The organism is Rickettsia bellii RML369-C, from assembly GCF_000012385.1.
In the GTDB taxonomy this organism is placed as follows: domain Bacteria; phylum Pseudomonadota; class Alphaproteobacteria; order Rickettsiales; family Rickettsiaceae; genus Rickettsia; species Rickettsia bellii.
In genome coordinates this window covers 1,360,901-1,375,560 of record NC_007940.1, presented here as the reverse complement: position 1 = coordinate 1,375,560, position 14,660 = coordinate 1,360,901, and the positions used below count along the sequence as shown (strand labels likewise).

Sequence of the window (14,660 nt, the reverse complement as noted above, 5' to 3'; positions counted from 1 at the left end):
TTTTATTAGTATTTTTAACTGGCTCTAGTTCATAAATCACGGGATGACAGGGGAGAGAATGATCCACGCAACAAATTCTGTTACAGCTAGGAACAGTATTGAACGTTTTTTAAGAACCATATAATAAAACCTACAAAATGCATTATGTTTAAATTACTAAACCCTCATTATTTTGATAAATTATCAAAAATAGTAATTCCTATATTGACAATATTGACTTTTCTAACATCGGCTATTGGTCTTTATTTAGGGCTAGTAGTTTCCCCGCCTGATTATCAACAAGGCGATTTCGTACGTATTATGTATGTTCATGTGCCTGCCTCTTGGATGGCACTCGCTATTTATGTCTTTATGGCAGCCTGTAGCTTCAGCTATTTAGTATGGAAAACTACTATGTCATATTTGCTTGCGGTAGCTGCTAGCTATACCGGAGCTACTTTCACCTTAATTAGCTTAGTAACAGGCAGTATATGGGGAAAGCCTATATGGGGAGTATGGTGGGTATGGGATGCACGGCTTACTTCAATGTTAATATTATTCCTACTATATTTAAGCTACATTATAATAGTTAATAATGCAGAAGATATAAGAAAAGCACAAAACCCTGCTTCTATTATTGCCCTTATTGGACTTATTAACATACCAATAATAAAATTTTCTGTAAATCTTTGGTATAGCCTGCACCAGCCAGCTAGTGTTTTAAGATTAGGATCACCAACTATTCACTCATCAATGCTAAAACCTTTAATGATAATGTTTGTAAGTTTTATATTATATTTTTTGTTAATATTATTTTTAAGAACCTCTATATTAATCAACAAAATTAAAAACCGATAAAAAAATGACCTACGTTGTAACTGATGAATGCGTGAAATGTAAATATACTGATTGTGTTGAAGTATGTCCGGTAGATTGTTTTTATGAGGGTGAGTTTATGCTGGTTATCAATCCGGATGAATGTATAGATTGCGGGGTATGCGTGCCTGACTGCCCAATAGATGCAATAAAACCTGAAACACCAGAATTAATTGAATGGGTAGAGCGAGCAAAACACTTTATAGAACATGAAAAATGGCAAGTTATTACTAAGAAAAAACCCGCCCTACCAGATGCTGATAAATTCAAAGATGAAAAAGATAAATTTAATAAATATATTGGTGTATAAAAGGGCTAATTATCTATTTGTGTCTATTTTGTCACAAACTTATCTAAACTTATTGCTTTAATCTATTAATTTTATATATTAATCTAGCACTATTAATAATAGTATGTTATACCAGCCCTAAGGATAGCTTTTTATTAATTAATTCAAATTATTGAGGTACTAAAAATGAAAAAATTACTTTTAATAGCTGCTACAAGTGCAACAGTTTTATCTTCAGCCCTTTCATTCGCTGATTGCGGGAATGATAGCTGGTATTTAAGAGTAGATGCTGGTGCGGCAATGTTCAATAAAGAAAAGGACAACCAAACTGGTCTTAAATTAAAATCTAATACAGCTTTTACTGGTGATATTGGTGTTGGTAACTATATTGCAGAAAATTTCAGAGCTGACTTAACTTTAGGTACTACATTTAGTGGTAAATTAAAGAAGTCAGGTGCTGTTAGTTCTCTTGGAGGAGCTAATATTTCAGCAAGCCATAAGCCTAATATCACACGTTTACTTATTAATGGTTACGTAGATCTATCTAACTTTGAAATGTTTGATGTTTTTGCCGGTGCTGGTATCGGTGCTTCAATGCTGAAAGAAAAAGTTTCATTTTCTGGCATTAATAGTGGTGCTACTGTTTCTACTTCTTATTCAAGCAAAAACACAACTAACCTTGCTTACAAACTAACTTTAGGTGCTTCTTCACAAATTTCTGATGGAGTTAAAGCAGAGTTAGCTTATAGCTGGATAAGTGATGGTAAGACAAAAGGCGGAAATGTAAAATTATTTGGTTTAGGAAACAAACAAGTTAAAGGAATACGTTATCAAAGCCATAACCTAACGGCAGGTTTAAGATTTGATATATAATCAAATAATAAGCAATATTTAATAGTTTCAAGTAATTAAAATAACTTTTCTATTACTTGGAACTATTTTCATTAGATTTAGGTAATAATCTTATCTAAAATTTAATTTTAATAACTAACAAATAATTTAAGGAATATTAATAATATGAAAAAATTACTTTTAATAACAGCTGCAAGTACAGCTATTTTATCTTCAGCTGCAATATTTGCTGCTACTGATCCTTGTGAAGGAGTTGTGATGAATGCCCCTATGACTGATTCAGCTATGAATTCATCAATGCCGGCATCAGCTATGGAAAATCAATGGTATTTAAAATTAGATGCTGGTGCTGTGATTTTTGATAGCCAAAAAGATAAGGTTACAGGAATAAAAGTGAAGTCTAATACTGGCTTTACTGGGGAAATCGGAGCAGGTTACTATATTATGGATAATCTAAGAACTGATTTCACAGTTGGTTTAGTAACAAGTAATCATTTAAAAAAATCAGCGAATGATAAATATGGTGATAGAGTTTCAGTAAAACATAGACCTAATATTGTAAGCTTTTTATTAAATGGTTATGTTGACGTAGTTGATTTAAATATGTTTAAAGTTTTTGCTGGTGCTGGTATCGGTGCTGCAATGGTGAAAGAAAAAATTTCATATACATTCCCTGATCCTGATATCGAAAATGGTAAGGTAAATATTAAAAATAAAACAAATTTTGCTTATCAGTTATCTTTAGGTGCTTCATTTGAAGTTGCTCAAGGTGTAAAAGCTGAGCTAGTATATAGCTGGAGAGATTACGGTAAGACAAAAACTAAAACTATTACTGAAGGTAGTGATTCAACAAGATATGGTGGAACACGCTATAGAGGTAATAACTTAATGGCTGGTCTAAGATTTGATATGTAATTTTTTACATCTTCAAACTTCCTAAACCTAAGAAAAGAGTCTTTAGTTTTCTAAAGCTTTTTTTTATATACTCAGTGTCATTTTAGGCGTCATTGCGAGCGGAGCGTGGCAATCTCAGGATATAGTACCAGTACCATCCCACGATTTTTATGTCCTGCATCATCCCGTGGCGGCATTGCCCACATGGATCAAAAAACACCCTCTGTGTCATCCCGTGGCGGGCTTTATTCGTAGATCATTTTTCGCTGTCATCCCACGCTGGCAATGCCGCCACGGAATGACAGAATTACCCTCCACAACACCACAACAAAAATTTATGTTGCAAAAATTTAAATTTTAGGTTTATGTATTAAACAACTTATGGTTATCTCTACCAAAAGTTAAAAATATCTAACCAAAAGGTAAATCTATGATTAATTTACGAGCAGAACTAATTGAACTACAAAAAGTTTTTGATGAAGCAATTTCACCTGAGGAATCCAATAATAATTTAGATATGAAGTACTCAAAAATATCTAATATTATAAATTCTATCCAGAATATATTAGAACCTTTTCTGCATCATCAACAAATATATGATAATACAGTTTTTTTAATAGGTCCTACTGGTGTTGGGAAAAGCACTTTACTAAACTATATCACCGGCAAAGATTTATATTTTAGAACTTATAACGATAAACCGGGAATATTCCCAATGGATGGTGAGGGGATAGCTTATGTCGGGCAAGGCGAAGGCTCTACAACTATAGTGCCTAATATTTTTCGTGCAAGTACAGGGGATTTTCAAAATATATCCTTTATTGATTGTGCAGGTGATTTTGACAGTAACGGCATTATTCCAGAAATTATTAATTCTAAAATTAAATCTATCATAGCTCAAAATGTAAAAAACGCTAAGATTCTCATGGTTACTAGTCAAGATTCAATTAGTCCTTCTGGTTCATATGGTATCATTTTCAAAAATGGCTTAGAAAAATCCGCTCAATTTTTAAGCGATATTAATTATTTCAAAGATAGTATTGGCTTAATAGTGTCTCATGCAGGGCGTATTTCGAATACTAATAAAACGATCGAATCTTATTTAAAAAGCGTTAGCAATAATCCACAAATATTAAAATATAAACCCGCTATTGAAAATTTGATTCAACATAATCGCATTGCTACTTTTTCTAAATATTCTGATGAAATTGAGGAAAATAACCTTTATACCCCTCCTACATGGAATTTAGATCAACGCAATAAAATAATTGATTTAATCCGAAATATGACTTTTAAGAGCATTCCTAAAGGTTTATTTAACTATTCTTCTTCAGTAGAAGTTAGAGAGCAGATGAGCATAGCTTTTGAAATAGTAAAAACCAAAGCCGCCAGTTTACTACAATATTTCTGTAGAGCAAGCTTTACATGATAAGCTTATTATACGTGCTACAGAATTAAAACATTTTGTAAATTTTGTAGAGGAAAAAGTTTGTCACAAACAAAATACTAGTTTGACTGATTATTTTAATCACTTAAATTACCATAATTTTTTAAAGTTATTAATATCCGAAGGTATAAAAAAATTAAGTCAAGAATTAGAGTTTTTAGCCTCATTTACAAAACCAAATAATCAAACTCAGCAAGTAAAAGAAAATTGGGGAACTTTAATTGATGCTAATAGTTTATTTAAAAATATTCTTGATGAAGCCAAAATCATTATTCATGAAGCAGATGAGCTTTTTTCTTCATTCGTAGAAAAAACAAAAATAGTTACTATTGGCTGTTTTGGGGAAAATTCAAAAAACATTAAAACACTTTTCGCAGAGCTTTTTAATGCTTATAAAAATAAAGCAAATATTGAAAGCAATAAAAATAATGATAAATATTATTTTTATGACACAGAGAAAAAATTTATAGGTTTTAAGTCAGAATCTTACACCGAAGAACAACTATATTCAGACAAAGAACCTTATACAGAAACTGTACCTTATGAAGATGTAGAACATTATACAAGGAAAATGTGGGTTAATACCCAAACAGGGCAAAAACTTGGTTACCGCAATGAGTATAAACATGAACTTGAACATGACCCTGACCGTAAGTCGGTTTTTGTTATTAAATTGATACGTGGAGAGATAAAATTACAAGATGTACCCCATACTCGTCCTATTATAAAATCAAAAGAGGTAACAAAAGAACGGGATGTTATTAAAGTTCGAACTGTTACTAAAAATAAAGAGGTGCCGGAATATAAGGATGTTAAGGTTAAAAAGTTTGATGAGACCAAATATAACGAAGATATAAATAATGCAAATACAACCATAAATAACTTAAAGCTTAATATTAGTGAGATTCTAAGTCAACTAAAAGCTATTAATATAACGAAAAAGTGTAATATTTCATTAGATTTAAGTGATAAAATAGAAAATGAGGCTAAAGCTCTATGCTTCACTAATCTAGGAAAATATGACGAAATCAAAGCAAACTTTAGCTTTCTAACAGATGAGTGGAAATATCTAGAATATGAAGCACAAGAATTATCTGAATACGAATCCCAAATAATAGGTGGTAACTTGTAATTTATATGTCCTGTGTCATACCGTGGCGGGATTTATTCGTAGATCATTTTTTTCTGTCATCAACTATGTTTTAAATTAAAAAGAAGAGATTTTAATTTAGCATTAGCGATGACAATAATTTTACGCATTAAAGCGGTAAGAGCGACCATTTTCTTTTTACCATTGTTAATGAGTCGCTCATAAAAGAGTCTTAAACCAGAAGTCTTGCTATTACGGGCTGACATAGCAGCAAGGAATAGTATAGGCTTGACTCCTGCTCTACCATGTCCTACCTTTCTATATCCTTGATATTTACCACTATCATTAGCTTTTGGAGCAAGCCCTGCAAGAGAAGCAATCTGCCGTCTTGTTAACTTCCCTAACTCCGGTAATAATATTAATAACTCAAAAGCAACTATATTACCAATGCCATTTATCTCTTTCAATATCTCATGCTTTGCTTTTAACAGCTGATCTGATGATATAATCACTTCTACCTGATTAGTAATCTCTGTAATTTGATTACTTAAAACATCTATCATATTTATACAGCTATTTTTAACAAACTTATCTGTATTTGCTTGTTGTAATCTATTCTTTTCGGCAACTAACATTTGCTTTAAATCATTCCGTCTTTGTACTAACCGAAATAATTGTATATTTTGTTTTGATTCAGGCTTAAATACTTCAAGCTTATCTGCTCGCTCCTTACCATATAATCCTAATGCTTTAGCATCTAACTTATCTGTTTTTGCACTATTACCATATGATCTGATAAAATTCTTTACCTTTCTTGCATCTGCTCTATGTACTACATAACCTCTTTCACATAAGCTATACAATAACTCTAGTTCATATCCGCCTGTTGTTTCAACTACAGTTAGAGAGTTTGCTAAAATATCCTTATTATCATTAATAAATTCAAATATACCGGAACTTGTATTCTCATATTCTTTTGTATCTTTTATGCCCTCTATTCCTACTACAAAATTATATTTTCCTATATCAATTCCTATATGTTTGTGATATTTTATCATATGTACCTCGAGATTTTATATTGTTTAGGATTGTAATCGGGCGTGCTTATCGCATCCCTTCCAACTATTCAAACTTCTCGAGAGTCGGGCTATAGTACCTTGATGACTCCGGTCGTATAAAACCTATGCCGTGACGGTCGCTTATGCCCGCTTAATACCCTATATCATTATATAGGGTATTAACACTCTCTTATAAATGTTTATATTACATTTATAACTTATATTATATCACTTTCTTTTCTTACAATACCGTGGCTTGGGAACTAGATCCAGAAAATAATAAAAAATACTAATTTTATTAGTATTTTTAACTGGCTCTAGTTCATAAATCACGGGATGACAGGGGAAAAATCGAGCCAGGCGGGCAAAGCCTTAAGCGGGAATGACATTATAAGAACCAAAAATCAAAATAGTTAAGTTGAGTTACACAATGAAGTTATTTAGAACTAGAGCAGCTAATGAATTAAGAGCTAAACAAGATAGACCTACTTCGCATTTTATCCCTTATAAATGCCATTGGGATAGTAATACCATTTTAACTAAAGATAATTCGCTTTTACAAGTTATTAAAATAAATGGTTTTTCTTTTGAAACAGCCGATGATGAAGATTTAGATATTAAAAAGAATATAAGGAATGCCTTACTTAAAAACATGGCTTCAGGAAATATTGTTGTATATTTTCATACTATCAGAAGACGTAAAGCAGTAATATTTGACGATACTGAATTTACTTATGATCCTACTGTAAAAGTACCAAACGATTTTATTACGTATCTTGGAGCAGAATGGCGTAAAAAACACGCAGGTGCTAGATCGTTTTTTAATGAATTATATGTCAGTATTTTATACAAACCTGATACTGGTGGTGCAGCTATAGTTGAGTATTTTTTAAAAAAGCTTAGACAAAAATCTAATAAAAATGTTTGGGAAAATGACATGAAAGAGATGAAAGAAAATCTCCAAGAAATGTCAAACAGAATAGTTAATACATTTAGAAGTTATGGAGCTAGGATTCTTGGAGTTCGTAAAACTCCTACAGGTAATTATTGTGAAATGCTAGAATTCCTTTCATCTTTAGTTAATTGTGGCGACTCGCCAGGTCCAGTAGCATTGCCACGTAGTACTATAGATGAATATTTACCAACACATCGTTTGTTTTTTGATTCACGTACTATTGAGGCAAGAAGTTCGATTGGAACTAAATATGCTGGAATAATAAGTATTCTTGAATATGGACCTACTACTTCTGCAGGGATTTTTGATGGATTTTTGCAAATGCCTTTTGAGTTTGTAATGACTCAGAGTTTTATATTTGCTAACAGAACTGTAGCAATTGGTAAAATGCAATTACAGCAAAATAGAATGATACAAGCAGGTGATAAAGCTACTTCACAAATTGCTGAAATATCAACAGCACTTGATATGGCAACTAGTGGTGATATTGGCTTTGGAGAACATCATCTATCACTTTTATGTTCTGCAAATAGTATTAAAGCTTTAGAAGATATATTATCAATGGCATCTGTTGAGCTTTCTAACTCAGGAATTCAGCCTGTTAGAGAAAAAATTAACATGGAGCCTAGCTATTGGGGACAGTTGCCGGGAAATATGGAGTATATAGTTCGTACATCCACCATAAATACCCTTAATATGGCTAGTTTTGCCTCTCAACATAACTACCCTATTGGAAAGGTGAGAAATAACCATTGGGGCGAATATGTCACAGTGCTAGATACAACTTCAGGTACTCCGTTCTATTTTAATTTCCATGTAAGAGATGTTGGGCATACTTTAATCATAGGTCCGACTGGTGCCGGTAAAACTGTTCTTATGAATTTCTTATGTGCTGAAGCACAAAAATTCAAACCACGTATGTTCTTTTTTGATAAAGATCGTGGTGCTGAAATATTTATCAGAGCTTTAAACGGTGTTTATACAGTTATAGATCCAGGTTTAAAATGTAACTTTAACCCATTGCAGCTTGAAGATACTAGTGAAAATAGAACGTTTATTTTAGAGTGGTTAAGGGTGCTTGTAACTTCTAATGGTGAGAGTATAACAGCACAAGATAATAAAATATTATCGCAAGCAGTGAGTGGTAATTTTAGACTAGAAAAAAAAGATAGACGGCTTAGTAATGTAGTAGCGTTTCTTGGAATCGATACACCAGATAGTCTAGCAAGTAGAATTGCGATGTGGGTTGGAAATGGTTCTCACGCTAAAGTATTTGATAATGAAGTAGATGATATTGATTTGCAAAAAGCTAGAGTGTTTGGCTTTGATATGACTGAATTACTTAAAGACCCAATAAGCCTTGCTCCGGTATTGTTGTATATTTTCCATCGCATAAATATTTCTTTGGATGGGCAAAAAACTATGATAGTACTTGATGAGGCTTGGGCTTTAATCGATAATCCAGTATTTGCTCCTAAAATCAAAGATTGGTTAAAAGTGTTGAGAAAACTAAATACTTTTGTTATATTTGCTACTCAAAGCGTAGAAGATGCAGCAAAAAGTAGAATTAGTGATACGTTAATTCAGCAGACGGCTACACAAATTTTCCTACCTAACCTTAAAGCTACCGATATTTATCGTAGTGCTTTTATGTTAAGTCAGAGAGAATATATTTTGATTAAAACTACCGACCCTACGACACGTTACTTTTTGGTAAAACAAGGAGTAGACGCAGTAGTTGCTAAAGTGAATTTAGACGGTATGAATAATATAATTAGTGTTTTATCGGGTAGAGTGGAAACTGTTATACTACTCGATCAAATTAGGGAAAAATACGGGAATGATCCGGAAAAATGGTTGCCTATATTCTATGAAGCAGTTAAGACATTGTAGATTTAATGGATTATGGTTACTTGTTGTTGTAAGCCTAAAAAATCGTCATTGCGAGAGACTAAAAGGAGCCTGGCAATCCAGAAGAAATAATAAAAAAATGCTAAAATTAGCATTTTTTACTGGATTGCTTCGTCAAAATTTTCAATTTTTCCTCGCAATGACGTTTATCACATACGAGGGCAAGTAACTAGTCATGAAATTATTTCCTCGTACTTTACTTAAAATTCTAGTGGTCAGTTTTATCCTCAATTTTGGGGTTACAAGCAAGTCATATGCCGATGATACCCTCGATACTATTGTTAATACACTACAGAATTTAACTTGTGAAACACAAGGAGTCGGTGACTTATTACGTACCGAATTTTCTCAAACCTGTATTGTCGCTCCATTTTTTACTTTTGCTATAATGAATCTTGTATCTCCTGTTTTATACATGAATACATTCTTAAAGCTTAGAATAAATGACAATGAATTATTTGGTACACAATTTCCGGGAGGGCAATGTACGCGTGAAAACAGAGCTGACCCAAATGATCTTAAATTAACTTTTGGTTTATGTAGTAATTTAAAACTGGCAGGGGTAAGAGCAAAAGCAGTTGTAGATTCAGCACTTGCTATTGCTAAGGCTGTATTAACCGGCAATGATCCATGGGATGATATAAAGGAAGCTTGGAAAAACAATAAAGCAGATTATTATAATATATATACCCAAAAACCAGAAGATAGCGGTACAATGTGGGATTTAGGGGTACCAATTTTTTGGAAAGTTGTTCAAGATAATGATCGTATATGTGTTGGGACATATGGTTTTACGGGTGTAGTACCAGTAGGATGTAAATATATAAAAGAGCCATTTCCAAAATCTATGTATAATAGCTTTATGGATGTAAACGATACAAATTTTATTGACGATCCTAATAATAAAGCTGTTGATCCTTTAGCATTGGTTTCTTGTAGTGCAGCAGGTGGAGGTTGCTATCAAAAAGCTTATAACGCTTCAAGAACTGCAGTAGTTATGACTTCTCCGCTTATAGAATGCATAAGACAAATGATCGCAAGATTATTGATTAGTGAAGATGTATGTAGCTTTGATGATGTAAACGCAGTAGTTAATTCAGCTTCAAGGCAGACTAGTGCTTTATTCCAGTTTCAAGTAGGAATGTATAGAATAGTTACGGCTTTCTTAACTTTATATGTTATGCTTTTTGGTGCTAAAATACTTCTTGCAGGTCAAGTTCCCCCAAAAAATGAGTATATAAACTTTATATTAAAAATAATATTTGTAACTTATTTTTCAATAGGATTAAACATAACACCAGGTAGTACTTCCCCTTATGATCGTATGGATGGGATGATTCAATGGGCATTTCCTTTCTTGCTTAATGGTATAAACGGATTAGCAAGTTGGGTTATGAATGCTGCCCCATCTGGGTTATGTAAATTTAATGGTCCGGATATTTCATATGACAATAGTGTTGCATATATTGCATTATGGGATGCTTTAGATTGTCGGGTAGCCCATTATTTGGGGCTAGATATGTTATCTACACTATTAGTTGAGAATACTTATAAAAGCCATAATTTTGCAAATTTCGACTTTTTTAGCTTTAGTGCTCCTCCATATATTTACTTACTAATACCCGCTATAATATCTGGCAATATGATGCTAGTATCTCTAGCTCTTGCCTATCCGTTGCTTGTGATCTCAGTGGCTGCCTTTATGGTTAATGCCACCGTTATGTGCATGGTATCTATAGTAATACTTGGTATTTTAGCCCCTCTTTTCGTGCCAATGTTTTTATTTGACTATACACGAGGCTATTTTGATAGCTGGGTTAAGCTAATGATTTCGTTTTTACTTCAGCCTATGGTAGTAGTTACTTTTATGATTACTATGTTTTCGGTTTATGATTTTGGTTTTTACGGAAAATGCCAATATCAAAGTAAATTGATTCATAATAGTATAGAGGGTGCCTTACAGGGACAAACTTTTAAAAGGGATGTTTTAGTATTTTTTGTTGATAATGATTGGACAAAATATAGTAAAGAAGATGCAGAAAGTTGTCAAAATAGCTTAGGCTATATGTTAAATAATCCGATTTCAACAGCTTTTAACTTTGCCAAAGACAGTGTAGAACAAATAGTTGGCAGTAAGCCAAACCAGACTTGCGATCCAAAGGCAGCCGATGCAGATACTAAATGTAATCCAAAACCTGGAGATAGTAGTACAAGTAGTTTCCTCTCTAAATTCCAGTTTTTATCAGGAGTAATTTTAGGTCCGGGAATGTTCTTTGTTTCTCCTAAATTACTTTTTGAGAAGATTAAAGATATTTTACTTGCTCTAGTTACAGCCTGTTTTACCTTATATTTAATGTATAATTTTAGCAGCCAGCTAGCTAATTTTGCAGCAGATATGACGGAAGGGGTAGCTCTTAGCAGCGTTGCCATAAAACCGCAAGCGGTATTTAAAGCCGCAATGGCTGCACTTGCCGCTGCAGGTAATGCAACCAAAGGTCTTGACCAATTCGCTACCAAAGGTGGAGGTGGTGGTGATTTACTCAGCACTAAAGGTGGAAGAGCCGGTGATTTAGTAAAAGGTAGCGGCGGTGGCGGTGGTAGTGAAGGAGGTGATTCTTTCACATCAGGTGGTCTTAGAGAAACGTCTAGTACGGCTGCAACTCCATCTTCTGCACTAAGTTCTGTTGGTAAAAGTGTAGGCGGCACAGCAACACCAAGTAGTGCTTCTGAAGAAATGCTTGATACTAGCTTTAGTAATAGAAAACCTATAGAAGCACCTGTGTCTCAACCAACGACAGTTTCAACGCAAATTGATACTGCTATTAAAACTGAGCCACCGAAAGTAAGTGCAGCAGAAGTTGTAAGAAATACTGCAGAAGATAAGCTTGAAGATTTATCAAGTAAGCTTAATGTTACAAAAGAAATTAAAGAAGCTGTACCTGAATCTCAGAAAGAAGAACCAAAAGAGCCAAGAGTAAAACATACTACTGAGGTGGAACCGGAACTTAATTTAGACGAAAACCTTGGAGTTACACGTACTATCAGAGGGCTTGATAAGGACAGAAAATTTACCGAACAAGAAAGTCACGAATTAAAGATAGGTGAGGCAGGATACGTAAAGCAAGAGATGAGAAATGCTCAAATTCGTGATAGAAGAGCAGCATTTGAAAAAGAAACGGAGGAATTATATCGTAGTGTGGGTGGTAGAGCAAAAGATAAAGCGACCGAGCGAAATGATGGAACGATTGAAAATAGAAGCAAGAAAATAGATAGTGGTTCCGATGAAAATCCATAATATTATAAAAATTATTATTGTCGTTTGTTTGGAAGGTTTTGCTTTAACTAGTTTTGCCGGCTTTGGAGATTCTTGTGCCTCGTTGCCAACTACTACAGATGGGTATTTAGAATCTGATACGGCATATGGTTACATAATTCGTAGTATTGATATGAAAGCACCCGGAGGAAATTGTGATGCAAACAAGCCGGGTATAACTTTTTGCTTTAAGAATAAAGATGGTAGTAGTGACCCTTGTACTATGTATACTTTAAATCAAGGTGATTCTAAAAAAATTAGCGATTTAAGCAAGGATAATAATCCTGATCTTGGTGCAAATCCTATATTAAAAAATATAGTCCTAACAGTACAAACATGGCAAAATGATATATGTTTGCTTATGCCAACGTCAAGAGGACCAATGCCGGTGGCATGTAAAGCATTAAGTAATCCTCCTGCTCCTCCTTCTGTTCCTAGCTGTAGTAATATAGGACAAAGTTGCTATACTGGAGCAAATTATAGTCAATCATTAATTAATTTTTCTGGTCTTGCTGTCCAGTGTTTAAAAGAAACTCTTGATAAAATATTTTTTGTAGGAAATAGTTGCGGTTCACAAAGTCAAAGTTCTGAAATAACTAATCTTACTGCTTTCCCTACCTTTCAAGGATATTTAAAAAATGCTATTGGTGCTGCTCTGATTCTGTACGTAATGTTTTTTGCATTTAATATGGTGCTTAATAAAGAATATGGCAACCCAGATAAAATAGCCCTTTTTGTAATAAAACTTTTATTTGTTACTTATTTTTCTATAGGGCTTGGTCCTCTGAATTTTAATAGCAGTCAGCCAACTCAAGAGAATGGTATGTTAAAATATGGGTTACCTCTCTTAACAGGGATAGCACCGGAATTCGCACAAATTATTTTTAATGCTGCGGGTTCAAAAGGATTATGCGTATTTGATACTTCAAAATACCAAAGTGGATATCAATTTTATGCTTTATGGGATTCTATAGATTGCCGTATAGGTTATTATCTTGGTCTAGATTTGCTTTATAATATAGATAAAAATGGCGTATTGAGCAGTTTTGCAAGAGGTGATGGTGGTAATAGTAGTGGCAGTATACCTATACCAAATCTCGGAAATCCTGATAAAAACAGTCCAAATGCTTTAACTTCAGTAGGATCTTTAAGGTTTTTTACTGTTATGTTTGGTTTCTTTATGGCAGGAAACGTCATTATTCTTATAAGTGGTTTAGTATTTGCGGTAATATTCCTTTCTATACTTTTATATTTTATCACACATTATTTAGTTTGTATGATTACTATTTATGTGATGACATATGTGTCACCAATATTTATTCCTATGATGTTATTTAATCGTACAAAGGGTTATTTCGATGGATGGTTGAAAGTATCATTGTCATGTGCATTACAACCAGCTGTAGTAGCAGGCTTTATAGCTTTATTAATTACCATGTATGATTCAGCAATATTTAAAAATTGTGAGTTCTTAAGGTATGATTACGAAAAAAATAATGTAAAATTTAGTACTTTTGAATTAAGGTTGCCAGCTAGTAGTGCAGAGGTGTGTCAAGAAAGCTTTGGATATAAAATGCTAAATTATTATGCTGGTAAAGGTTGGGAAGAACATTTAGTCATACTTTTCCCTATAAAATCAATTGCTAAAGATGTTGTGTCCATTCTTGCTGAGCTGTTGTGCGTTTTGGTATTTTCGGTAATTTTTTATTATTTCTCTAAATCGATAAGTCAATTTGCTGCTGATTTAACTAATGGTCCAAAAATGGATGCGGTAACAGCAAGCCCAACTAAAATCGTTGATTTAGTAAAGCAAGGGGCAGCTTTTATTAAAGATGCCGCACAAGCAACGCAAGGTAAACCTCCGAGCAGTGGTGATATGCCGGGCGATGGAGGAAGTAAACGTTCAGAAGGACAAAAAGGTGATGATTCATTTATCTCAAGCGGAGGAAATAGCAGCGGAGATTCACTATCATCGAGTGGAGGTAAATAAGGTAAC

Annotated in this window: 10 protein-coding genes; 9 read left to right on the top strand and 1 reads right to left on the bottom strand. The window is 33.5% G+C overall.

Annotated elements, in window-relative coordinates:
- Positions 1 to 144: 144 nt before the first annotated feature.
- The 6 genes from RBE_RS06610 to RBE_RS07620 all read left to right on the top strand — a co-directional run bounded on the left by RBE_RS06610 (position 145) and on the right by RBE_RS07620 (position 5,469).
- Positions 145 to 837 (top strand): heme ABC transporter permease, encoded by a 693-nt coding sequence (locus RBE_RS06610; RefSeq protein WP_011477925.1) that lies wholly within the window; start codon positions 145 to 147, stop codon positions 835 to 837.
- A 4-nt stretch (positions 838 to 841) separates the two neighbouring features.
- Positions 842 to 1,165 carry a ferredoxin FdxA gene (gene fdxA / locus RBE_RS06605; RefSeq protein ID WP_011477924.1) on the top strand — a complete coding sequence of 108 codons (324 nt, stop codon included), beginning with the start codon at positions 842 to 844 and terminating at the stop codon, positions 1,163 to 1,165.
- Positions 1,166 to 1,330: 165 nt separating this feature from the next.
- Complete coding sequence (locus RBE_RS06600) at positions 1,331 to 2,017, top strand: outer membrane protein (protein WP_011477923.1); 687 nt, start codon at positions 1,331 to 1,333, stop codon at positions 2,015 to 2,017.
- Positions 2,018 to 2,161: 144 nt separating this feature from the next.
- On the top strand, positions 2,162 to 2,911 hold the full coding sequence (locus RBE_RS06595; protein WP_011477922.1) for an outer membrane protein: 750 nt from the start codon (positions 2,162 to 2,164) through the stop codon (positions 2,909 to 2,911).
- 409 nt (positions 2,912 to 3,320) lie between these two features.
- Positions 3,321 to 4,319, top strand: a complete 999-nt coding sequence (locus RBE_RS06590; RefSeq protein ID WP_011477921.1) for a GTPase — start codon at positions 3,321 to 3,323, stop codon at positions 4,317 to 4,319.
- Between the two features lie 82 nt (positions 4,320 to 4,401).
- Complete coding sequence (locus RBE_RS07620) at positions 4,402 to 5,469, top strand: hypothetical protein (RefSeq protein WP_011477920.1); 1,068 nt, start codon at positions 4,402 to 4,404, stop codon at positions 5,467 to 5,469.
- A gap of 59 nt (positions 5,470 to 5,528) precedes the next feature.
- Here the strand turns inward: RBE_RS07620 and RBE_RS06575 are convergent, their stop codons facing one another.
- Entirely contained in the window at positions 5,529 to 6,485 is a 957-nt protein-coding gene (locus tag RBE_RS06575; protein ID WP_011476926.1) for an IS110 family transposase, read from the bottom strand.
- Between the two features lie 430 nt (positions 6,486 to 6,915).
- Between RBE_RS06575 and RBE_RS06570 the strand changes: the two genes are divergently transcribed.
- The 3 genes from RBE_RS06570 (at position 6,916) to RBE_RS06555 (ending at position 14,654) form a co-directional block, all read left to right on the top strand.
- On the top strand, positions 6,916 to 9,333 hold the full coding sequence (locus RBE_RS06570; protein ID WP_011477919.1) for a VirB4 family type IV secretion/conjugal transfer ATPase: 2,418 nt from the start codon (positions 6,916 to 6,918) through the stop codon (positions 9,331 to 9,333).
- Positions 9,334 to 9,526: 193 nt separating this feature from the next.
- The gene (locus tag RBE_RS06560; protein ID WP_011477918.1) at positions 9,527 to 12,646 is read left to right on the top strand and encodes a type IV secretion system protein; all 3,120 of its coding nucleotides are present in this window, start codon (positions 9,527 to 9,529) and stop codon (positions 12,644 to 12,646) included.
- Positions 12,633 to 14,654, top strand: a complete 2,022-nt coding sequence (locus tag RBE_RS06555) for a type IV secretion system protein (RefSeq protein ID WP_011477917.1) — start codon at positions 12,633 to 12,635, stop codon at positions 14,652 to 14,654. The genes RBE_RS06560 and RBE_RS06555 overlap by 14 nt, the downstream gene beginning before the upstream one ends.
- Positions 14,655 to 14,660 lie beyond the last annotated feature (6 nt).